The sequence below is a fragment of the Streptococcus sp. FDAARGOS_522 genome (genome assembly GCF_003812445.1).
Taxonomy (GTDB): Bacteria; Bacillota; Bacilli; order Lactobacillales; family Streptococcaceae; genus Streptococcus; species Streptococcus agalactiae.
Window position 1 is genome coordinate 1037118 of record NZ_CP033808.1, and the last position, 23711, is coordinate 1060828.

25 protein-coding genes are annotated in these 23711 nt (G+C 35.9%); 4 read left to right on the forward strand and 21 right to left on the reverse strand.

The features are described 5' to 3' along the window. Positions 1-303 carry a DUF1827 family protein gene (locus EGX70_RS05120; protein WP_001237035.1) on the forward strand — a complete coding sequence of 101 codons (303 nt, stop codon included), beginning with the start codon at positions 1-3 and terminating at the stop codon, positions 301-303. Between the two features lie 116 nt (positions 304-419). Here the strand turns inward: EGX70_RS05120 and ileS are convergent, their stop codons facing one another. The 16 genes from ileS to EGX70_RS05200 form a co-directional block, all read right to left on the reverse strand. Further along, positions 420-3212 (reverse strand): isoleucine--tRNA ligase, encoded by a 2793-nt coding sequence (gene ileS / locus EGX70_RS05125; RefSeq protein WP_000768155.1) that lies wholly within the window; start codon positions 3210-3212, stop codon positions 420-422. 283 nt (positions 3213-3495) lie between these two features. Next, on the reverse strand, positions 3496-4266 hold the full coding sequence (locus EGX70_RS05130) for a DivIVA domain-containing protein (RefSeq protein ID WP_001131467.1): 771 nt from the start codon (positions 4264-4266) through the stop codon (positions 3496-3498). 9 nt (positions 4267-4275) lie between these two features. Next, positions 4276-5064 (reverse strand): RNA-binding protein, encoded by a 789-nt coding sequence (locus EGX70_RS05135; RefSeq protein ID WP_000171110.1) that lies wholly within the window; start codon positions 5062-5064, stop codon positions 4276-4278. A 1-nt stretch (position 5065) separates the two neighbouring features. Beyond that, positions 5066-5320 carry a YggT family protein gene (locus EGX70_RS05140; RefSeq protein ID WP_000604717.1) on the reverse strand — a complete coding sequence of 85 codons (255 nt, stop codon included), beginning with the start codon at positions 5318-5320 and terminating at the stop codon, positions 5066-5068. Between the two features lie 2 nt (positions 5321-5322). After that, positions 5323-5928 (reverse strand): cell division protein SepF, encoded by a 606-nt coding sequence (locus EGX70_RS05145; protein ID WP_001185360.1) that lies wholly within the window; start codon positions 5926-5928, stop codon positions 5323-5325. 11 nt (positions 5929-5939) lie between these two features. After that, entirely contained in the window at positions 5940-6614 is a 675-nt protein-coding gene (locus tag EGX70_RS05150) for a YggS family pyridoxal phosphate-dependent enzyme (RefSeq protein WP_000981487.1), read from the reverse strand. A gap of 5 nt (positions 6615-6619) precedes the next feature. Then, positions 6620-7900, reverse strand: coding sequence for a cell division protein FtsZ (ftsZ, locus tag EGX70_RS05155; protein ID WP_000232007.1), 1281 nt, complete (start codon positions 7898-7900; stop codon positions 6620-6622). Between the two features lie 21 nt (positions 7901-7921). After that, the gene (ftsA, locus tag EGX70_RS05160) at positions 7922-9295 is read right to left on the reverse strand and encodes a cell division protein FtsA (protein WP_000113465.1); all 1374 of its coding nucleotides are present in this window, start codon (positions 9293-9295) and stop codon (positions 7922-7924) included. 270 nt (positions 9296-9565) lie between these two features. Further along, positions 9566-10702 carry a cell division protein FtsQ/DivIB gene (locus tag EGX70_RS05165; protein ID WP_001124859.1) on the reverse strand — a complete coding sequence of 379 codons (1137 nt, stop codon included), beginning with the start codon at positions 10700-10702 and terminating at the stop codon, positions 9566-9568. A gap of 3 nt (positions 10703-10705) precedes the next feature. Further along, positions 10706-11782 carry a UDP-N-acetylglucosamine--N-acetylmuramyl-(pentapeptide) pyrophosphoryl-undecaprenol N-acetylglucosamine transferase gene (locus EGX70_RS05170; RefSeq protein ID WP_123947976.1) on the reverse strand — a complete coding sequence of 359 codons (1077 nt, stop codon included), beginning with the start codon at positions 11780-11782 and terminating at the stop codon, positions 10706-10708. Positions 11783-11784: 2 nt separating this feature from the next. Beyond that, the gene (murD, locus tag EGX70_RS05175) at positions 11785-13140 is read right to left on the reverse strand and encodes a UDP-N-acetylmuramoyl-L-alanine--D-glutamate ligase (protein ID WP_123947978.1); all 1356 of its coding nucleotides are present in this window, start codon (positions 13138-13140) and stop codon (positions 11785-11787) included. A 129-nt stretch (positions 13141-13269) separates the two neighbouring features. Next, entirely contained in the window at positions 13270-13515 is a 246-nt protein-coding gene (locus EGX70_RS05180; RefSeq protein ID WP_000499533.1) for a DUF3165 family protein, read from the reverse strand. A 44-nt stretch (positions 13516-13559) separates the two neighbouring features. After that, positions 13560-15401: a translational GTPase TypA gene (typA, locus tag EGX70_RS05185; protein ID WP_123947980.1), complete on the reverse strand. Its 1842-nt coding sequence runs from the start codon at positions 15399-15401 to the stop codon at positions 13560-13562. Between the two features lie 231 nt (positions 15402-15632). Beyond that, entirely contained in the window at positions 15633-16013 is a 381-nt protein-coding gene (locus EGX70_RS05190) for a rhodanese-like domain-containing protein (protein ID WP_000367664.1), read from the reverse strand. 11 nt (positions 16014-16024) lie between these two features. Next, the gene (locus EGX70_RS05195; RefSeq protein WP_000038547.1) at positions 16025-16993 is read right to left on the reverse strand and encodes an ROK family glucokinase; all 969 of its coding nucleotides are present in this window, start codon (positions 16991-16993) and stop codon (positions 16025-16027) included. Continuing rightward, positions 16990-17199 (reverse strand): YqgQ family protein, encoded by a 210-nt coding sequence (locus EGX70_RS05200; RefSeq protein WP_123947982.1) that lies wholly within the window; start codon positions 17197-17199, stop codon positions 16990-16992. Before EGX70_RS05200 ends, EGX70_RS05195 begins: the two co-directional genes overlap by 4 nt. A gap of 154 nt (positions 17200-17353) precedes the next feature. Here EGX70_RS05200 and EGX70_RS05205 point away from each other — a divergent pair, with 154 nt between their 5' ends. Further along, on the forward strand, positions 17354-17749 hold the full coding sequence (locus EGX70_RS05205) for a prepilin peptidase (RefSeq protein WP_000606045.1): 396 nt from the start codon (positions 17354-17356) through the stop codon (positions 17747-17749). Here the strand turns inward: EGX70_RS05205 and nth are convergent, their stop codons facing one another. From nth to EGX70_RS05225, 4 genes are all read right to left on the reverse strand, one after another. Next, positions 17750-18382: an endonuclease III gene (gene nth, locus EGX70_RS05210; protein ID WP_000949176.1), complete on the reverse strand. Its 633-nt coding sequence runs from the start codon at positions 18380-18382 to the stop codon at positions 17750-17752. A 112-nt stretch (positions 18383-18494) separates the two neighbouring features. Then, entirely contained in the window at positions 18495-19724 is a 1230-nt protein-coding gene (locus EGX70_RS05215) for an AMP-binding protein (RefSeq protein ID WP_123947984.1), read from the reverse strand. After that, the gene (locus tag EGX70_RS05220; RefSeq protein WP_000796105.1) at positions 19717-20832 is read right to left on the reverse strand and encodes a thiolase family protein; all 1116 of its coding nucleotides are present in this window, start codon (positions 20830-20832) and stop codon (positions 19717-19719) included. Before EGX70_RS05220 ends, EGX70_RS05215 begins: the two co-directional genes overlap by 8 nt. Continuing rightward, complete coding sequence (locus tag EGX70_RS05225) at positions 20822-21337, reverse strand: hypothetical protein (protein ID WP_000732604.1); 516 nt, start codon at positions 21335-21337, stop codon at positions 20822-20824. Before EGX70_RS05225 ends, EGX70_RS05220 begins: the two co-directional genes overlap by 11 nt. 123 nt (positions 21338-21460) lie before the next feature. Here EGX70_RS05225 and bioB point away from each other — a divergent pair, with 123 nt between their 5' ends. Together bioB and EGX70_RS05235 are read left to right on the forward strand one after the other, a co-directional pair. Continuing rightward, positions 21461-22453, forward strand: coding sequence for a biotin synthase BioB (gene bioB / locus EGX70_RS05230; protein WP_000009965.1), 993 nt, complete (start codon positions 21461-21463; stop codon positions 22451-22453). Beyond that, positions 22454-22993 carry a biotin transporter BioY gene (locus EGX70_RS05235; protein WP_001097572.1) on the forward strand — a complete coding sequence of 180 codons (540 nt, stop codon included), beginning with the start codon at positions 22454-22456 and terminating at the stop codon, positions 22991-22993. Positions 22994-23059: 66 nt separating this feature from the next. Here the strand turns inward: EGX70_RS05235 and EGX70_RS05240 are convergent, their stop codons facing one another. Next, entirely contained in the window at positions 23060-23626 is a 567-nt protein-coding gene (locus EGX70_RS05240; protein WP_000925632.1) for an aminodeoxychorismate/anthranilate synthase component II, read from the reverse strand. Positions 23627-23711: the final 85 nt, after the last annotated feature.

The window sequence follows — 23711 nt, forward strand, 5'->3', positions numbered from 1 at the left end:
ATGAGACTAATTAATACAACCAGTAGTCATCCTGAACTAGTTCGAAATCAACTCCAAAATACAGATGCAAAATTAGTGGAAGTCTATTCAGCTGGCAACACCGATGTCGTTTTTACAAAAGCACCTAAACATTATGAATTATTAATTTCAAACAAATATCGTGCTATCAAAGATGAAGAATTAGAAGCTATTCGTGAGTTCTTCTTAAAGCGTAAAATAGATCAATCTATTATTATTCAAGAGCAGATGAAATCACTCCATACTGCCAAGTTAATTGAAATTTCATATCCAACAACAGCATAATTAAAAGAAGCCTAATCAAGGCTTCTTTTTTGATGACTACTAAACAAATGTCTTACCAATTTCTTCCATTAAAACTGGTAAGATATTTGTCAAAATATAGCGTTAAATAATTTTTATTAAGCTTCAAAACCTTGAGCTACTGCTTCAGGATAATATTGCTCAATAATTGCTGCACTAGCATCACAAACAGCTACACCATACGAACGCATCTTTGTGGTTGGATCAATACGGCGTGAGCGTTCGCAGACTTCACCTTCAGCGTGTTCAACAGTAAATGCAACACCTTCAAATGATACTGAGTCAGCTGGTTTGTCTGCTTCATCAGCAATTGTTAATTGTGAGACAATCATCAAGAGTGCAATATCGCTATTTAACGCTGTTAATAACGTTTTCACTTCTTGACTAGCATAAATTGTTAAATGTGCTTCTAGAGATTTACCAATAACTTTAGCGTTACGTGCTTCTTCGAGAGCTTTTTGAGCTTGTGTTCGTAACGTCATGAATGCTGACCACTCTTCAAGAATTTCTTCTTGACCAGAGAATGTCTGTGCAACAGGCATTTCTGCTAATTGAACAAACTCCTCCTCCTCATGTTCGAGGTATGACCAAATTTCTTCAGCAGTATGTGGTAGAATCGGAGTCAAAAGTTTTGTAAGTTTAACTAAAATATCATAGAAAACAGTTTGCATACGACGTCGTTCTGGACTGTTAGCCGCTTCAATGTAAACCACATCTTTTGCAAAATCAAGGTAAAATGCTGATAGATCAACTGTTACGAAGTTAACGACAGCTTTATAAATTGCCATAAAATCATAAGCAGCATAAGCTTTGTTGATTGTATCCACAACTTGATTAAATTTAATAGTCATATAACGATCAACGGCACCTAAATTTTCATAGGCTACTGCATCTTGTTTAGGATTAAAATCGGAAGTATTTGCAATCAAGAAACGCAATGTATTCCTGATCTTACGATAAGTTTCTGATGTTTGTTTTAAGATATCCATTGAAATACGAACATCATTACTTGAGTCAACAGAAGTTACCCACAGACGCAAGATTTCCGCACCAAATTGTTTTTCAACATCACTAGGAAGAATTGTATTTCCTAGAGATTTAGACATTTTCTCACCTTTACCATCAAGTACAAAACCTTGAGATAAGACTGCTTTGTATGGAGCGTGACCATTAACAGCAACTGATGTAATTAGTGATGAGTTGAACCAACCACGGTATTGATCAGAACCTTCAAGATAAAGATCTGCTGGATAGGAAAGGTTTTCACGAGCATTCATTACCCCATTCCATGATGAACCAGAATCAAACCAAACATCCATGATGTCTGTTTCTTTCTCAAAGAGACCATTAGGTGAACCTGGATGAGTATAACCTGCTGGTAGAAGGTCCTTAGCATCACGTTGCCACCAAACGATTGAGCCGTATTCAGCAAATAAATCTGCAACGTGATCAGTCACTTCTTTTGTCATGATAGCTGTACCATCTTCTGCATAAAAAATTGGAAGTGGAACACCCCAAGCACGTTGACGTGAGATTACCCAGTCGCCACGGTCACGGATCATGTTATAAAGACGTTTTTTACCCCACTCAGGTTGGAAATTTGTCTTTTCAATTTCATCGAGGATTTCTTGACGGAATTTCGAAACAGAGGCAAACCATTGTGGAACCGCACGCCAAATGATTGGCTTTTTCGTACGCCAGTCAAATGGATATGAGTGGTTGATAACTTCGCTGGCTAAAAGAAGATCTCCCAATTTTTCTTTTACAAGTGGTGTCACTTTGTCATAGAATTGACCTTCAAAATCAGGACCAGCATTTTCCATCATCAAACCACGACTATCTACGGTAACTACAACATCAAGTCCATTAGCAATACCAACGTTATAGTCGTCTTCACCAAAACCAGGAGCCGTGTGGACAATACCTGTACCAGAATCTGTTGTAACATGGTCTCCAAGGATAACCAACTCTTCTACTTCTGTATCCCATGGATGTTCTGTAACAATGTGATTAAGTTCTTTACCAGTGTGATGAGTCACAATTTCAAAGTTTTCCCAGCCAAACTTAGCAGCGAGACTATCTACAAGAACCTCTGCAAGAAGGTATTTACGCTCACTACCTACTGGTGCAACTACAACATACTCCATATCTGGTCCTACTGTTAAACCGCGTGAAGCTGTTACAGTAAATGGTGTTGTCGTCCAAACAACGATATAGGTATCTGTATCAAGAATTCCCTTACCATCTTTAACTTTATTGGCATAGTAGAGTGATGTCGAATCAATATCATGATATTCGATTTCAGCCTCAGCAAGGGCAGACTCTGATGACCATGACCAATACACTGGTTTAGCACCACGATAGATATATCCTTTATCTGCCATAGCACCGAAAACACGTACTTGATCTGCTTCATAATCTGGTGTTAGTGTAATATAAGGATTTTCCCAATCGGCAGAAACGCCCAGACGTTTAAAATCATCACGTTGTTTGTCAACTTGGCTGAGAGCATAATCACGACACATTTCAAGGTATTCAGCCAAGTCCATTTCTTTACGTTTAACCCCTTTTTTAGCTAATACTTGCTCAATTGGGAGTCCATGAGTATCCCAACCAGGCACATAAGGAGCTCGAAAACCTGACATTGATTTTGAACGTACAATAATGTCTTTCGAAATTTTATTTAGTGCATGTCCTACATGAATATTTCCATTAGCATAGGGAGGTCCGTCATGAAGGTGAAAGGCTGGTTTTCCTTCATTCAATGCTTGACGTTTTTTATAAATGTCAGCTTGATCCCATGCTTCTTGCCATTGAGGTTCCTTATTTGGAAGTCCTGCACGCATTGGAAAAGCTGTTTGTCCTAAATTCAAGGTTTCTTTTAATTTCATACTAACTCCTTATCACATAGTAATAGTTATCACAATTTTTAAAATTGCTAAATAAAAAAGCTTTCATCACATAAAGGACGAAAGCTCGTGGTACCACCTTAATTCAGAGCAGAAATAGCTATTTCTTACTCCCTCAACAACCCGTAAGGTGGGTTAAGCCTTCTACCTTACTTAAATAATAGTTCAGGTAGAATGATTGAAAATGATAATTTCAATATTAGGGATTGTAGGGCTCTCACCATCTCCTACTCGCTGATAATATAATATTAAAACCTTGTTTTTCTTAATCTTCAATATTTAATTTAAAAGTTTGAGTTTCACCTAAATTGATCGGTTCTTCCATTTGGAAATTATTAGTATCTAATAAACCTGACTCTTCAAGTTGTTTGTTACTTTCTTCAACACGACGCTGTAATTCTTCCATTTCATCTGGTGAGAATTGACGAGTAGCATCAAATGACTCAGTGTCATCCACCACTGGTAAAGCATCATCTTCATCAAGAACTTTTTCAACAACTTCTTTGAAAGAAGCATCAGAATTTTGAAGATAAATAGCTGTTGGTTTCAACAATTCTTCCCAAGCAGATGAGTTAGCTAATTTTAACTGACCTTCTAATTCAGAAAGTAAGCGTTGGTGGAAAACACGTGATTGACGTTTCAAATCTTCTGTTTCTATAGCAACACGCTTAGCATCATCTGTCGCATCACGAAGGATTTGATTTGCTTTTAATTTAGCCTCATCAATTAAATGTTGAGCATCAAATGTAGCTTTCCCCATTAGGTTAGATGCTTCATCCTGTGCTGAAATTTTCACACGTTCAGCAGTTTCTTGAGCTAAAATAACTGATTGACTTAACGATTCCTTCATTTCGTTGAAGTAAGCGATTTTCTCTTCTAAATCTTTAATGTATTGCTCTTGCTCACGATTACGTCTAATCAAGTCCTCGTAATCGTCAACAACAATCTCTAAAAATTCATTAACTTCTTCTTCGCTATAACCGCGAAATTTTGATGAAAATGTTTTATCTTTAATTTCAAGTGCTGTAAGTGGCATGTTTTCTCCTTAGTTATGTATCATTTTGTCTACTTCTAACTTATATTTTTGATTTTTGGTTAACCCTAGGTTATGGCTCAACGTAAATCGACCATATCCTCTAACACTAATCAAATCCCCCTCTACTAATTGTTCAGAAACTCGATTGACGATTGCATAATTGACCTTGACTTTATCTGCCTCAATCAATTTTGTCGACTGTTTTCGTGAAATCTTTAAAATCGTTGCTAAAATTTTATCAAGACGTAAACTAGAAGCAATGACAGTTAGTTTTTGAATATCTTGTTTGGGAGTTAGAAGTTTGGACAAGGGAACTTCAGCTAATTGTACACTAGCAGTTCCAATTTTTGTAACTGAATGAATAAGGTGATTTGTCATTTGACTATCGACCAAAACCTGGGCATAGCCTTCTTCAACTAGGATATCCCCTAAAATTGATCGCTTTACACCTAAGTAATTCAGTAAAGTTCCCATAATTTTAGCATGGGTAAGGTGATTAAATTTAGCATTATACTTTATTTCAATTAGGCTAAGGTTAAAATCAACCATATCTAACTGATAGTATTCCGGTGCTATTATTACTTTAACATATTCTGTTTGAAAATACTGACCAGAAGTGTAATAATGACTACCTCGCCTCTCTAGAACACTTTCGAGTATTTTAAATTCCCTAGGATTTAGAAATTCAGTGGTAATAAACGAATAGGTGTTTTCGACATATTGAGCTAAATGGTCTATTTTATGGATAAACGCATACTCTTCTGGTCGAAAATGCTGATAAATATCATCTAACGTCATCTTATGTAAAAAGCAAGATTAAAAATCTACTCAACATATTTAGTAAAAAGAATGCTACTATTACTGTAAAATCTAGACCTAAAAATTGTAGATTAAATCTTCTGAGTGGGCGAATAATCGGATCAACAATCTGTACCACTAGTCTACCAATCCATGAATCGTATGCTCCCGGAAACCAAGATAACAAGGCATAGGCTAGTAAGATATAAGAATAGACCCTAATTGTTTTTAATAATATTAATAGTACTAATATCATATTTATCGTCTCTTCATATCAAAATCAAAACTCGTCTCTTGACCAGTCTTTGGAATATTCATCTCCTCAATATCGACCATAACATTGGCTGGTGTTAATAGAAACATTGAACTCCCAACCTTTTGTAATGAACCATATAATACTCTACTTGCACCATCAATATAATCCAAGCAACGTCGTGCTTGCGCATCAAGCATATATTGAAAATCAATCAAGACACATTCATTAACGATAAGTAAATCAACAATTTCTTGTGCATCCTCATACTTACGGGGATACTTCAGAGCAATTGTTACTTGTTCTCTCTGTTGTCGAACTGAGTCTTTATTTTGAATCCTAGGAGTAGTTTGCTGATAAGCATTGTCTCTCTGTACCCTTTGTCTCTCCTGACGATTAGGATCATAGGTAGAAGTTCTCGGACGACTACCAATCATCTCTTCCTCTGCGGAGTTAGTCATATGACTACGCTGAGAAGCTTCCTGTGCTGTAGCTGCTCTGGAATCTCTTTGCACTGAAGTTCTCTCTTGTACTTCGTGTACTTCATTTTCACTTACATCGTCAGTGTCAAAATAAGAAATAATTTTGTCAAATCTATCTTTTAATGCCATATTCCCCTCCATTATTTAAAGAATGAAGTTCCTATCCTTACAAATGTTGATCCATTTTGAATAGCAATATCATAATCTCTACTCATGCCCATGCTTAATTCTGTAAACGGCATTCGTTCTATGTTCCTAGCTTGAAGCCTTTTCCTAAGACTCTCAGTCTCTTCAAAAATTGATGATATTTCCTCTTTAGTTGCTTTTAAAGGAGCCATAGTCATGATGCCGATAAGTTCAATTTTATCGTACCGAGAAATTAAGTTCAGTGCATCATCTATTTGCTCAATAGTAAAACCATGCTTACTGTCTTCTCGTGATATATTAACTTGTAGAAAACATTTAATTGGTTTTTGAGCACGTTTTTGAATCTCAGCTGCTAACTTAACAGAATCTAAAGCATGAAAATAATCAACATAATTAATGACATCTTTAACTTTTCGACGTTGTAAACTACCAATGAGATGCCATGTAAGCTTTTCATCTTTTAATGCTTGATATTTTTCAAGAAATTTATCAACACGATTTTCACCGATATGATTAACACCTGTTCTAATAAGCGCTTCTGTTGTTTGACAGTTAACATATTTTGTTACAGCTACGATATGAACTGATTCAGGAGCGCGACCTGCTTTTAGTGCTAATTTACTAACATTGTCAAAAATCGCTGTTTTATTTTCTTGTAAATTCATCATTTTAATTAACGGTTTTTAAAGAATGGAGGTGTTTCAAGTTCATCATCCATATCATCATTTTCTGAAAACGTTGACATAGACAACTTGCTATCAAGTTCACCTTCTGTCGGACGTGAAATATTATCACGACGAAGGTCCCAATTACCAAAAGCAGAACTTTGTTGCTGATTTTGTGCATGAGGCTGATTTTGTTGAGTTGGCATTTCGCGAGACTCTGTCATATCAAAGTTGCCACGACGATCAAAGTTTGAATTTGAAGTACTTTGACGTTCTGAAGGTGCTTGATTAGTTGGAGCTGATGTTGTAAAACCAGATACTTGATTAGTTTTATCTTTACGTACACCTGTTGCAACAACTGTTACGCGGATTTCGTCTTTCATATCCATGTCAATTGAAGTACCTAACCAAATATTGACACCTTTACCTGCTGCTTGGCTAACAATCTCTGATGCTTCCTCTGCTTCAGTAAGTGTCATATCCATACCGCCGGTAACATTGACAATAACGTCTTCTGCTCCATCAATCGTTGTTTCAAGAAGTGGTGAATAAATTGCTTTTCGAGCAGCTTCAGTAATACGTTCCTCACCAGAACCGATACCAATTCCCATCAGTGCATTACCTTTATTTGCCATAACTGTTTTAACATCTGCAAAGTCAAGGTTAATTAAACCTGGGTTAGTAATCAAATCCGTAATACCTTGAACACCTTGACGTAAAACATTATCTGCTTCACTAAGAGCTTCAAGCAATGGTGTCTTCTTATCTACAATTTCAAGAAGATTATTATTTGAAATGATAAGCAGTGTATCAACTTGTTCTCTTAATTCTTGAATACCTTCGATAGCGAAGTTAGAACGTTTATTACCCTCAAAGCCAAAAGGACGTGTGATGACCGCTACTGTAAGTGCTCCTAAACTCTTTGCAATACGTGCAATAACTGGAGCCGCACCTGTACCAGATCCGCCCCCCATACCTGCTGTGATAAATACCATATCAGCGCCAGTAAGTGCTTCTGTTAAAACTTCTTCACTTTCTTCAGCTGCTTTACGACCAACTTCAGGTTGTCCTCCTGCACCAAGTCCGCGAGTTAATTTTGGACCAAGTTGAATGACAGTTTCAGCTTTTGAGCTACTTAAGGCTTGAATATCAGTATTTGCTGCAATAAACTCAACGCCAGCGACACCTTCGTCAATCATGCGGTTAATAGCGTTACCGCCACCGCCTCCAACACCAATAACTTTAATAACTGCACCTTGTACTGATGCTGTATCAAATGAAAATACCATTTTTATTCCTCACTTATTGTTTTAGTCAAACATACTTCCAAAAATTCCTCTGATGCGCTCACCAATATTAGCTTTAGGCTCAGTAGGCTCTTGAGCGTTTTCTCTTGCTCGGATTGGTTCTAAATTAGAATCTTCCATAGAAGAGGTTAACGGCTCAGAATAAGGCATTGTCGACATTGTATTTGTTTTTTCTTTATAATCAAAGTCGACTGGTTTATGTCTTAGCATTTCGTCGCCAGTTACAGCATGTTGTGCGATAATGTCAACTTCTGACATCATTCCTACATAATCAACGATACTAATAACATTAGCAAACATTGGATTGCGAATACCTACTTGGTTTGGAACGTGCAATTTAACTCTAGTTCCAAAAATTTGTTGAGCAACCTCGACAACTCCTGGCATAATTGCACCACCTCCAACAAGAATAATACCACCAGGTAAATCAAGTAAACGACCTCTACCCAAGTCTTGTTTGACATGTTCTAAAATTTGACGAATACGTCCTGAAATAATTTGCGAAAGATAGCTTTCTGTAATTTCAACAGGTTCCTCGTTACCAACAACATTAACTTGAACTGTATCAGAAGTACTTGCTTCTTCAACATTAGCTTGTCCAAAGTTGAATTTCAATGCTTCGGCGATTTCTACTGTTGTACGTAGCACTTTAGAAATATCTTTGGTAACATAATCGCTACCTTCAGAATAAATATTAGTATATTGCAATTCTTGATTACGCATAGAAGCGACTGTTGTTTGTCCGCCTCCCATATCAATCACAGTTGCACCAAACTCACGTTCACCTTCGTTTAGAACTGATTTTGCTAAGGCTAGAGGGGCGATCACAACATGCTCTACTTTTATACCTGCTCGTTCAACAGTTTTACGAAGATTATGAAGGATAGTTGTTGGTCCAGTATAGATAAGACCACGCATCTCAAGGCGAATCCCCATCATCCCTCTAGGGTCTCTAATCCCTTGGAAACCATCTACAATGAATTCAAGCGGAATCAATGAAATAACTTCTCTTTCAGGAGTAATGCTTTTAGTCAATGCTGATTTAACAACACTTTCGACATCTTCATCCTTAATTTCTTTTGATTCATTAGGAACAGGAATCATTCCTTGAGTTGGTTCAATTTGGAGAAGATTTGCTGGTAATCCAACATTGATTTTGTCAATGGTGATGCCTGCTTTCTCCTCAGCTTGTTTTACCGCCTCTTTGATTGCAGTTGCTGCTGCCTCAATATCAATAATTATACCATCTTTTACACCGGAACTAGGGACGTTGCTAACCCCAATTACATTCATTTCATTTGCAATAAATTCTGCAACTAAAACTTTAATCGAGCTTGTTCCTATATCCAAACCAGTAAAAAAGCCATTTCTAGCCATTCACTCGACCTCGCTATCTTTCCATTCTTTTCTATTCTACATCTGCCAAAAACAGAATTATTCAGAAAATATTATACCATAAAAAAAGCAGAATTGTTACCAAATTACGTTTTTTTATTAAGCAACATCAAATTGAAATATTTCTAACTTATTTAAACCATTCGGAACTTATAACAAACTTAAATTTTTTCAAGAAATCAATTTTTACTAGCAATCTATGACTGACTTGATATATATAAAAAAGACTGATAAATCCAGTCTTTTTTATTGCTAATTAACATTTTGAGGGTTAGGTGCCTGCTCTGTTGCTATCTGTTGTCCTTGTTGATTAGTATTTGAGTTATTTGTTTGTCCTTGACTATTTTCCGCAACCTGACCATTTTGTGTTTGTGTTTTATCAGTTGATTTATTTTTTGTATCTTCTGCTTTAACAGGGGTTGATTCAATGGTATTTGTTGTTGTGTAAACTCCCACTTCCATATCAACAATAGAAGGTTCCTTAAGGTTCTTCTTAATTTGTTTGTAAAAAGGAAGTCTTTCTTTAAATTTAGATAATGGTATTCTAATACTATTTCCATCGTGCATATCTAACAGCAGGAGGTCAGGTGTCGTTTTAGAATCAGCTAAACTTATCACCTGAATCTCACTTATTAAATCAGGGTCTAAAGCCTTTAAATCTTTAATTAATAGCTTAATACTATCTTCCTTATCAAGGTTAATTGTTAAGAAGTGCTTTGGTAGCTCTGAACTATTTACAGGATCAGCCTTTTTTCCAGTTTCCAAGACAGGTTGATATCCTTGCTTTGTATGTGCATATGCAATAATCTTATTTTCTTGAACTTGAATATGAAACTTATTGGGAAATTGATAAGTCATCTGAGCTGTTTTTACCCATACATCTTCTGCAGCTAAACGTTGTTCAATAGCTTTATGTTTAAAAATTAAAGAAAAGAAATAATCGTTTTTTTGAATATTCGTTTTCTCTATCAAAATATCATCAGGTGTATGCTGATTTCCACTAACTGTTATTGTTTTTTGCTTACTAAAAGGAGTTAGTAGGAAAACGGAAACTAAAATGACTAGGAATGCTACTACAAATATAGGTGCAGTTCTAATGCGATTAGTTTTGGCTAAGCTGTTGACTATTTTTTCCTTTTTCTGTTTCTTTTCAATCTTAGGTCTTGAAATCTTTGGAAAATGAAGCTTCTTAATTTTAGTAGTATTTTGAGGTTCTTCAGGAGAAGAAATATTTAATTTACTTCTTTTATCTAAGCGTAATTTTTCGTTAATACGTTTTTGTTCTTCTTCATCTTCTTTGCGTTTTTTTAAAAATTCAAGGTTACGCTTTTGCCATTCCGTTAAGACAACTTCTTCTTTTTCTGGGGTATCTGATTTCTTCTTAGGCATGTTTTATCCTTTTGTTACTTTTGCCATATCATCAATTAATAATTGATAAAATTCATCTTGAGATTTTATTTCAGATGATTGTGACATGTTTTTTTCGTAACTCTCACTGTTAGAAATTAATAAATTTATCTGTTTCTCAAGTGTATTTATGTTTAATTCAGATTCTGGTAACTGCAATGCGTAGCCCTTTTCTTCAAAATAAGCAGCATTCTCTAATTGGTCACCTCGGCTCGCTTCACGTCCAAGAGGGATAATAAGATGAAGTTTTTTCATAGCTACTAATTCAAAAATAGTATTAGAGCCACCTCGTGTAACAACCACATCTGCTAAATTCATTAAAGGCTGATAAAGGTCTGTAACATAATCCACGCGATAAAGGTTCTTCTTCAATCGATTGAGAGAAGAATCGCCTGAAATATTGATAACATTATATTTTTCTTCCAGCTCAGGTGTTTGAGTAATAAAATCATTGAATACTTTTGCACCTGCTGATCCTCCAATAAATAGTAAGGTCTTTAGGTTTGGATCGAAGGCTTCTTTTATACTAGTTAAGTCAGTATTTTCAAACGACTTTTTACAATCCATGACTTTTGTTACAGCACCAATATGCTTAGTTTTGATTAAATCTTTAGATTGTTCAAAAGTCGTATACATAATAGTCGCAAATTTATAAGCAATCTTATTTGCTAACCCCATTGATAAATCTGATTCATGAACAAAAACAGGAACTTTTAATAGGCGTGCAGCTACTACAGGAGGTACTGAAACAAATCCCCCTTTTGGAAATAAGGCTTGGGGTCTAAGTTTAGCAATAATAGCAATCGATTGAAGAACGCCAACCCCTACTTTAAAGACATCTAACATATTTTGCCATGAAAAATAGCGACGTAGTTTCCCAGTAGCTATAGAGTGAAATGTGATATCAAGTCCAGACTGATTAATTTGTTCATGTTCTATGCCATTTTTATCACCAATATAATGTACTTCCCAACCATCTTTGATAAATTTGGGGATTAATATTAGGTTTAGTGTTACATGACCTACCGTACCACCACCTGTAAAAACAATTTTTTTCCCCATAGTTACTCTCCTCTAAGACTTTCGAAAGTATCAATGAATTCATCACCACGGACTTCGAAATTCTTATACATGTCCCATGATGCATTTGCAGGACTTAGCAAGATAACATCGCCCTGTTGTGCCACCTCATAAGCTTTATGTACCGCATCTCTAACATCTAAAGCATCGCTATAAGTTACTCCTGCTTTTTGTGCAGCACGTTTTACTCGAGATGCCGATTCCCCTAAAACAACCATATGTTTAAGTCCAGTGATATCTGGTATCAATTCATCAAACTCATTACCGCGATCAAGACCTCCTGCAATTAGGATAACTTTAGTATTATCAAAGCCAGATAATGCTTTTTGAGTTGCCAATATATTAGTTGACTTGCTGTCGTTATAGAAACTAATACCATGAACCTTACCGAGTGATTGCAAGCGGTGTTTAACACCTCCAAAATTGCTTAAAGTTTCTCTAATAACTTGATTACTGATACCAGCCAGTTTAGCAACCGCAATAGTTGCTAGAGCATTCTCTACGTTATGGCTTCCTGGGACACCAATGTCATCTACTGACATAATATTCTCCCCTTTATAGAAAAGTTGCTTGTCTTGTACGTAAGCACCATCAACTTTTTCCGTAGTAGAGAAAGGAACGATTGTTGCTTTAGTAGTTTTAGCTAACTCTTTAGAAATACCTTGATTAAAATTAAGTACCAAAAAATCAGATGAAGACATTTGATTTTGGATATTCCATTTTGCAGCAACATAATCTTCAAAAGACCCATGATAATCTAAATGAGTTGGCATTAAATTAGTAATTACTGCAATATGAGGACGAAATTCCTTAACTCCCATTAGCTGAAAACTTGATAATTCCATAACTAGAGTATCTTTATCATTCGCAGCCTGAACAACTTCACTAGCAGGAAAGCCGATATTCCCAGCTAACAAACCTCTCTGACCTCCAGCATTTAAGACTTCTGCAATCATCGTTGTCGTTGTCGTTTTCCCGTTAGAGCCTGTAATACCTATTAGCTGAGATTCTGAAACTAAGTATGCTAATTCCACTTCAGTCAAAACAGGGATTTGTTTTTCTAATGCTTTTTTGACCATAGGATTGTTATAAGGTATTCCTGGATTTTTAATCATGTAACAAAAATCCTCATCTAACAATTCTAAAGGATGACTACCACAAACCACTTTAATACCCTCTTCCAACAAAGACTGTGCTGTTGGATTTTCATCAAATGGTTTGCCATCATTAACTGTCACTATTGCTCCTAACTTAGCTAACAAACGTGCAGCAGCTTCTCCAGATCGTGCTAAACCAAGGACTAAAACTTTTTTAATTTCAAATGTTGTTATTGTTTTCATTACTCGTCCCATTCTATCATTATTATCCCTATTATTTTACCTTTAATCAGTGGCTTTTTCAAGGTAAAGGATATGTCTCTAATTTCTCAAAACCAAAGAACTTAGGAGACAAAATCCTAAGTTCATAAGCTATTTCTTCTTTTCTGACAAATTCAATGTTTCTTTAAATGCTGTATATCCTAGAGGAATCATTATAAGCCCAATATACAATTCACCTGGCAATTGAAGGATTTTAATAAAACTCATAACTGCCAAGACAAGTAATAAGGCTACCAAACCTACTAAACCAATAGCGTTCAAAGTATTACGTACTGTTTTTGGTGCCATAAAAAAGTAATACAAGGCAATCAAAAGGGCAACAATTAAGTAAAACATAGAACTCCTTTCTTATTAATCATAAATAAGAAATACTTTGGATATTATTCAGCTGATTTTTTCCTTTTATTAGCTTTGTCACGTGCTGCTTTATTTAAAATTTGTTTACGAAGACGAATAGACTCAGGAGTTACTTCCATGTACTCATCATCTGCTAAAAATTCAAGTGACTCTTCTAAAGTAAGGATACGAGGCGTCTTGATGACTGCAGTTTGATCTTTAGTTGCTGAACGGACATTTGTCATTTGTTTAGCAGTTGTAATATTGACTCCGAGGTCATTATCACGAGAATTCTCACCAACAATCATTCCTTCATAAACTTCTGTACCTGGATTTACAAAGATAGTCCCACGTTCTTCAATACGCATAATTGAATATGTAGTTGCTTTACCATTTTCAATAGAAACCAAGGCACCACGATGACGACCACCAATTTCTCCTTGAACAACCGGTAGATACTGGTCAAAAGTATGATTCATGATACCATATCCACGTGTCATTGAAAGAAACTCTGTTGAATAACCAATCAAACCACGTGCAGGAATCAAGAAAATCAAACGCGTTTGACCATTACCAACCATCTGCATATCAAGCATATCACCTTTACGCTCTGACAAACTTTGGATAATAGCACCCTGATATTCTTCTGGAGTATCAATTTGAACACGCTCAAACGGCTCGCATTGAACACCATCAATTTCTTTGATGATAACTTCTGGACGTGATACTTGAAGTTCATATCCCTCACGACGCATTGTTTCAATAAGGATAGATAAATGTAATTCTCCACGCCCTGAAACCGTCCATTTATCTGGCGAATCTGTTGGGTCAACACGTAAAGAAACGTCTGTTTGTAATTCTGCTAAAAGACGTTCTTCAACCTTACGTGACGTAATCCATTTACCTTCGCGACCTGCAAATGGTGAATTATTCACCAAGAAAGTCATTTGAAGTGTTGGCTCGTCAATACGTAAAACTGGTAGTGGTTCAATAGCATCTGTCGGAGTTACTGTCTCACCAACGAAGATATCTTCCATACCAGAAACAGCGATTAAATCACCCGCTTTAGCCTCTTGGATTTCTTTACGTTCAAGTCCAAAGAAACCAAAAAGTTTTGTTACGCGGAAGTTTTTAGTTGTACCATCAAGTTTTGAAAGAGTAACTTGATCTCCAACTTTGACAGTCCCGCGGAAAACACGTCCAATACCAATACGTCCTACAAAATCATTGTAATCAAGAAGAGAAACTTGGAATTGAAGTGGTTCTTCCGAGTTGTCAACTGGGGCTGGAATGTGATCAATGATAGTATCAAAAATCGGTGCCATTGTTTTTTCTTGATCTGAAGGATCATCTGACATTGAAGATGTTCCATTGATAGCTGAAGCATAAACAACAGGGAAATCTAGTTGATCATCATCAGCACCGAGCTCAATAAATAGTTCAAGAACTTCATCAACAACCTCTGATGGACGAGCTGACGGCTTATCAATTTTATTTACAACAACGATTGGAATTAAGTTTTGTTCAAGAGCTTTCTTCAAAACAAAACGTGTTTGTGGCATTGTTCCTTCGTAGGCATCAACGACTAAAACAACACCATCAACCATTTTCATAATACGCTCAACTTCACCACCAAAGTCCGCGTGACCAGGTGTGTCCATAATATTGATACGAACATCGTTGTATGCTACGGCTGTATTTTTTGCAAGAATGGTGATACCACGTTCTTTTTCGATATCATTTGAATCCATTGCACGTTCTTCAAGCTCTTTACGCTCATCAAGAGTATGTGATTGTTTTAATAATTCATCAACGAGAGTTGTTTTACCGTGGTCAACGTGGGCAATGATCGCAACGTTACGGATATCTGTTCTTAAATTTGTCATGTTTTCCTCTATTTTATAATGTAATTCTGTTAACTTATGAATTATAACACAATTTTTCTTAAAAAACAGAATTTACACAAGTGTAAATGTTTTCATATTAACTGCCTATTTGTGATAAGAAAACCTTTCATCATTTCATTATTTATGCCATTTATTTTCTACTTTTTTCAATTTAATTCATTTCTACAAAAAGTGAAGAGAGTTATTAATAGTAACTCTCTCCTTAGTATATTACTTAACTCTACCCGTCCAGTAATTGAAACCGTCCTTTAACACGTAAAGTTGATTAAAACCTTCTTTTCTGAGTAACAAAACAATCCTTGGAATAGATTGACCACGGCTTGCGTCATATAAGAGGACAGGTTTATCTTTGCGCAAAGCCGATAAGGCAACTTTAAATTGACTTGCTGGAATGTTACGTGCTCCGAGAATATGCTTTCTATGAAAAGCACCAGCTTCTCGGATATCAATTAACTGTCCTCGTGACATTTCTTTTTGAAAAGACTCGTTATCTAAAAATTTAGCTGCCCTACGAACCCTCCAATAATTCCAAGATGCCCAAGCAACAAAAGCCAGAAGAATAACAATAATTAAAATAACAGACATATCCATACCTTATCTCCTTAACTTGCTTGTTGATTGGCTAAGCTTGCTGCACCAATAATACCAGCATCATTACCTAGTTCAGCAATCTTAATTTTAGTTGACTTTTTAACTTGTGGGAAAGCAAATGTGACAAAGTATTTCTCAACGCGACTACGTAAAAATTCACCTGCTGCTGAGACACCGCCACCAATAACCACAGAATCAGGGTTTAAAATATTTGAAATATTAGCTGCTGCCAGTCCAAGGTAACGTGATACACGTTCAACAACAGAATTAGCAAATTTATCCCCATCTTCTGCTGCTATAAAAATATCTTTACTTGTAACAGTATCACCGTTGTCAATCGCTGCTTTAATGGCAGACGAACCCTCATATTGTTCTGCGAGTTGACGTGCTACTCTAACAACACCTGTCGCTGATGCAACTGTCTCAAGGCAGCCTTTGTTACCACATGTGCACGTAAATCCATTTTCTGGATCAACAATCATATGCCCAATTTCTCCACCTGCTCCTGCAACACCATGGATGAGGTTACCATCTGCGATAACACCTCCACCTACTCCTGTTCCGAGGGTTACGAAAACAACGTCGGGATTATTGGCACCAGCACCTACCCAGCGTTCACCAAGTGCTGCAACATTAGCATCGTTATCAATAAAAAATGGAATTCCAACTTCTTTTTCAATAACTGAACCTACTTCTTGAGTATCAGCCCAATTTAGATTAAAAGCACCTGTTACTGTTTTACTAGTTCTATCAACAGCTCCTGGAGAACCCATACCGATACCGAGAAAGTCATCTTTTGTTAATCCATAGAGGCTCAAACGATGTTTGAGAGATTCAACGATATCAGAAACGATATGTCTTCCGTTTTCTAAAGTATTGGTCTCAATTGCCCATTTTTCTTGTACTTCTCCCTCAAGCGTCAAGATACCAAATTTAATGGTCGTTCCTCCGAGGTCAATTCCCAATAATTTCTTACTCATTTTTTAATTTCCTTCTCCAATTCTAGTCTGTGCTCTCTTCTTAAAATCAGTTCTGCTTTTAAATAATCATCTCTACTTATCAGACCATTATCGTAGAGACGTTGCAATTCAATCTTCATAACTTCGATATCATAAAGACGTTTACCAATATAAACATAAATACCAAATTTTTTCCAAAGATTCTGCACATCGAATAAAACTTTCATATATGAATTTTAACAGAAAACCATTCAATTTTCAAGAAAATCCGCAACCGCTTGCTAATTGTCATTATGACGTTAGACTGACTATCTATAATAGAAATCGTAATCTCTTTTCTACCATTTTTCGAATATAAATATAAACTATAAAAAGGATTTTATGATTATGTCTACCATCTATTTTATTTCTTTATGCATGAGTTTTATCTTAAGTTATTATGATATAAAATACCAAGAGTATCCTATTTTTCTATGGATATTATTCACCATTTCAACGATAATTCTCACACCGATTACAAAAGTTTCTATTGTTTTGTGTTTATTTGGGATTTTAGCTGAAGTGGTTGATATTAATATCGGAAGTGGAGATTTCCTTTATTTAGCCACAATTGGCTTATCTTTACCTCTTCATCAAATGCTTTTTATTATTCAAATAGGTGCTTGGTTAGGAATTATTTATTGTTTAGTTATGAGAAAAATGAAAAAAACGATAGCTTTTCTACCGTTTTTAAGTATCGCTTATATAATCGTCACCAGTTACTCTCTTTTATTCTAATCACTTTAAATTATCAGGAAAGTGATAAAGTTGTGGGTACTGGTCGCATTTTGGATTTTTAGGATGACAAATTGCACGACCAAAATAAATCATGGATTGATGAGCAGCTAGCCACTCTTCTGGTGGTAAAACCTCCATGACTCGTTTCTCAATTTCCAGTGGAGAAGCCGACTGTTTGCAAATCTGGTGGTGTTTACAAATCCGAGTGACATGAGTATCTACGGCAAAAGCCGGAATACCAAATCCAACACTCATGACCACATTAGCCGTTTTCCTTCCAACGCCAGCCAAACTTTCTAGCTCTTGACGAGTTCGGGGGACTTTTCCATCAAAATGCTCTATCAATTGTTTAGCGCATTGATTTAAGAATCGAGCTTTATTACGGTAAAGCCCAATTTTAGAAATATAGGGTTCAATCTCTTTGGGATCAGCTTGTGCCAAAACTAAAGGATTTGGAAAGCGTTCAAAAAGGGCGGGTGTAACTTTATTAACAGCCGCATCAGTTGTTTGAGCTGATAGCATTACAGCTACCAAAAGCTCAAAGACATTAGTAAAGTCTAAGCTAGGTTTAGCATCTGGAAATAACTTAATAATCTCACGGATAATATATCGTGATTTTGCTTTTGATAACATTTTATTCCTTATCTTTCTTTTTTATCATTATATCACGATATCTTTCAAAATAAAGAATATCAGAACTGAGGTTTGCAATCCATTAACCCTATTTTATTTTTTTAGTAAAAGCTCATGCTAACTGTCTTTTGAGTTGTTGATAATCAATTTTTCCAGATGGCATCAAAGGAATTTTAGATACAATATGATAATGCTTAAACCCATACTTCTTTTCAAAATGTTCCGATAACCACTTCAAACACTCTTGTTGCATCTGATTTTCAATTAAAACAATACAGCAATGTGACTCTTGTCCATGACTTTGACTCTCTTTTGTAAATGCTACTGCATCCTTGATATAAGGGCATGTTTTTAATTTTTCGATTAATCTAGGTAAATAGAGCTTAATGCCCGATTGATTGCACCAATCACCACCACGGCCAAATAGATATAATTTGCCATCTATCAGTTCACCATAATCACCAGCACAATATTCACTTGAAAGGCCACAGATACTATACGGTGTTTTTACAAAAATTCTTCCCTCTTTAATCCTAACAGCTACATTTGGAACGATTTCTCCAACATACTGTGGCTTATCTCGGATATCACGACCATCGTACCATGACACATAATTGAGCTCACTAGCACCATAGAAGATTTTCACTGACACTTTAGGATGCTTTCTATATAAACCTTCCAGTAATGAGTCAGAGACATATTGCGAAGAGGTAATAATAGTTTTATTGTCTAACGCAGTCTCCTTGCTATATTGTTCCACTAACTTGAGATAACTAGGGAGCAGATATAGATGCGTTACACCAGTTTTTTCCCATAAAGTCTGCCAGTATTTTACAGAATTTTTCTGTGTGACAACAAGTGTTCCCCCCAGTAATAAAAGGGATAGCGCTAAATTTAAGTTACCAGTAAATGAAAAATCACCTTGAATAAACAGTTTGCTATTGGAAGTGACCGAAAAATAAGCATTCTGAATGCTAAAAAAATCAGACCACGAAGTGAAGCTCCTCCACAATAGTTTAGCATCAGCTGTAGTCCCAGAAGAAAGAACACCAAAATCAGCTAGTTGAGGAGCATACTGCACTTCTTTTTCTAATCGACTTATTTCATTATGAGTAAGGTTAGGTTTACAAATAATAGGAAGAGCTTTTTTACATAACTTTGAAACAAATCTTACTAATTGGTTAAGCAGAGAGTGTGTGCTAATCACATGTTTCCTATTGTCTTGTGACGCCATATCTTGTCTTACTAAGTTATAAAATTCTCCATAACTGACCTGTAAATCACCATCAAATAACTTTTTATCGCTATTGGTTTTAACTATCGTTTTCAATGATTCAAGCATTCTTAACTCCTAAGTACTCTATTGATATGGCCATTCCGACTCCTCCTGCCCCTGCAATGGCAGTTAGACCCATAGGTTTATTTTTATATTTTAATGCCTGCATAAGATGAAGGATATTAATAATTCCTGAGCAGGCATAAGGGTGTCCGTAAGCTAATGCCCCTCCAAAAATATTGAATTTTTCTCTCTCTTCAGGATAATAATGATTAAATAGAGCATCAATCGCTGCAAATGGTTCATTCCATTCAATTGCATCATAATCCGATATTTTAGTATGAGTTTCTGTTAATAGTTTTTCCGTAGCCGTGTGAACCAATTCTGGACTAAGCTTGGGATCTCCTGCTACTTCTACAATGTGAACAATCCGGAATTCTGTTTTCTGACTCTGAAGCGTTAGAAATGCAGCAGCATCGTGCATTAAACAAACATTTCCAATAGTGAGCAAAGGTGAATTTTCCATCAATCTTGGTAATTTTTGAAAAAATGTTTCTTTTAGTTTTCTAACGCCTTGATCTCGCATCCCTTCCATTGGTAAGATTACCTCTTCTAAATAGCCACCTTGTTTAGCTGTTAAGGCGCGTTTATGGCTCAAGAATGCCAATTTATCTAACATTTCTCTTCTAAAACCATATTTTTGACAGACTCTCTGGGCCCCTTCTAACATTACAGTTTCAGCATAAGAGTCAGGAGAAAACTGAGCAACTGTATATTCTCCGTTACGATTATCTTCTTTAGCATAACGTCTCATAGGTTGAAGAGAACTACTTTCAATCCCCCCAACAAGAACTTTTTCATTAATACCGGTACTGATTTTTAGATAACCAAAAAACAAGGCAGAACTTGATGAAGCACACTGCATATCAATCGTTTGTACTGGAATATAGGATTCATAATCAGAAAAAAGAGTCATCAAACGACCAATATTGCCCCCAGTACCAACTGTGTTCCCACAAATAATACTATCAATGTTAGATTCTGATTCTATTTTTTTTATTTGATTTAAAAGGTGTGCTCCTAAAAGTTCTGGACGGTAATGTTTAAATTGCTTCCCTTTTATACCGATAGGTGTTCGTAGCCCAAAACCAATATAAACATCTCTATTCTTCATATGTTCCCCTCACACATAATATTTGATGCTGAAAAATAATCACTGTGTTATCCACTACTTGCACTGAGAATTCTTGATTCACCCTTACTGGAGATAAAAAAGTCAAATGAATCTCCTTTATTTTTCCTTTTCTAACTTCCATTATTTTTTCCAATAATAGAGCCGCAGGCACAATAGCTGCTTCCCCTTGGTGAAAAGGATTTTTATCTCGCACTAAGCTAGTGAATTTTTGACACTCTTCTATTGAAATAAGACTAACCTTCTCTTCCCTTGCAGGACAGTCACTGGATGCTAGTGACATTGGCTTAAGTTTTGGTAAATTAAGCATCCTCAAATGGTAAATCCATTGCTGATCAGTTACCGTTACCTCAAGGATTCGCTTAGAAATCCATTTAATATTATCAGATGAGCCATCCTCTCTTTGATACAAACTAAGTTCAACAATTACAAAATTAAGCGGCAAATCTCGGCACATAGCTATCGCTTTTTTAAATAGTTTTTTCATCTTATCTCCCGTCAAAATATAAGACCAGTATATCATAATTTTTATATTGTTAACTTATTATATAGACTAAGTTTACAATATAGTTTTTTTATGCTATTATTAATTTCGTTAAAGGAGATTATCATGTCATTTCAAACAAATTATATCCATTTGGCTGACGAAATATTATCTGGAAAGACTAGCATTTCTTATGAACAAGCGCTGGAAATTCTAAATAGCGATGAGAACTGGTGGGAAATCTACGCTGCTGCCTTATACCTTAAGAATCAAGTTAGCCGAAATAATATTCGCCTTAACGTTTTATTAAGTGCTAAGCAAGGACTTTGTGCAGAAAATTGTGGTTACTGTTCTCAATCTAAAGAAAGCACTGCTGACATTGATAAATTTGGTCTGCTTCCTCAAAATGTCATTCTAAAACAGGCTATTGTCGCTCATCAAAATGGTGCTAGCGTCTTTTGTATTGCGATGAGTGGAACTAAGCCTAGCAAGAGAGAAATTGAGCAGTTATGTCAAGTCATCCCTGAAATCAAAAAAAGCCTCCCTCTAGAAATATGCCTTACCGCTGGTTTTTTGGATAGAGAACAACTTCATCAGCTAAAACAAGCAGGAATTGACCGTATCAATCATAATCTCAACACCCCCGAAGAAAACTACCCCAACATTGCAACGACGCATAGCTTCAAAGATCGTTGTGATACTTTAGAAAGAATTCACAATGAAGACATTGATGTTTGTTCTGGATTCATTTGTGGTATGGGAGAGAGTGATGAGGGGCTCATCACATTAGCTTTCAGACTAAAAGAGCTGAACCCCTATTCTATCCCTGTCAATTTTTTACTTGCTGTTGAAGGAACACCTCTTGGAAAATATAACTATTTGACTCCCATTAAATGCTTAAAAATTATGGCCATGTTGCGTTTTGTTTTTCCTTTCAAGGAATTAAGATTAAGCGCTGGACGAGAGGTCCATTTTGAGAATTTTGAATCATTAGTCACCTTACTTGTTGACTCAACTTTTTTGGGAAATTACCTAACAGAGGGCGGTCGCAATCAACATACCGATATTGAATTCTTGGAAAAATTACAACTAAATCATACTAAAAAGGAATTAATTTAAATGAATACAAGAACAACTACCTATATTGCACTCATGGTTGCACTACTCATTGTTTTAGGTTTTATCCCAGGGATCCCATTAGGTTTCATTCCAGTCCCAATTGTCTTACAAAATCTTGGTGTTATGCTGGCAGGTGCTCTGCTTGGTAGTAGGAAAGGTTTCCTAGCTGTGGCTATTTTCTTGCTCTTAGTTGCTATTGGTGCACCATTTTTACCAGGAGGACGGTCAGGTCTCGTAACGCTGTTTGGGCCAACAGCAGGCTATCTGCTGACTTATCCATTTGCAGCTTTTTTTATCGGCCTAGGGCTTGAGAAAGTGAAAACAACAAAACTCTGGGTTCAATTCCTTATTATTTGGATATTTGGCGTACTATTGATTGATATTTGTGGTAGCATCGTTCTTTCCTTTCAAACTTCTCTCCCCTTAACTAAATCACTATTTTCTAACCTTATTTTTATTCCTGGGGATACCTTAAAAGCATCCATTTGCTTGATTATTTATCGTAAATTTGCAAACAGATTAACTCATCTATACAACTAAATAAAAGACAGTACCTTAGGTACTGTCTTTTATTTATAGAGAGTCATTATCCTACACTAACACATTTTAGTCATTAATTAACGTCAAAAAGTTTTCAATCATTTTCATTCCATCAATACTCCCGATTGACTCAGGATGAAACTGCATCGCATATACCTTTAAGCTGGGGCAATGGAATGCCATGATTTCATTATCCTCATTTGATCGTGCAATAACAGCAATATTCTCTGGTAAATCAGTCACTACCAATGAGTGATAACGCATAACTTGGGTTGGACTATCAATTCCCTTAAACAAACTAGTATGGTCGTTTATTGTTACCCAACTTTGTTTACCATGCATAACGTGATTTGCTAAATTTAATCGCCCACCCAAGCACTCAGCAAGCGCTTGATGCCCCAAACAGATACCTAGAATAGGTTTCTTTCCTATAAACTGATTGATTAATTCTAACATTTTCCCAGCATCCTTTGGGTGTCCTGGTCCAGGTGATAAGACGATGGCTTCTGCGCTCTCAGCTAATAAAAAAAGGTTAGGATCATCATTTTTTATGACGAATATCTCTTTATAGACACTTAAATATTGCTTTAAATTATAGGTAAAAGAATCGTAATTATCTACCAATAGTAACATTTTATAGACCTTTCCTTGTACTTTGACCTCATTATACACTAATTGTAAAATATAAAAAAGGCTTAGAGGAATAACTATTCCAACC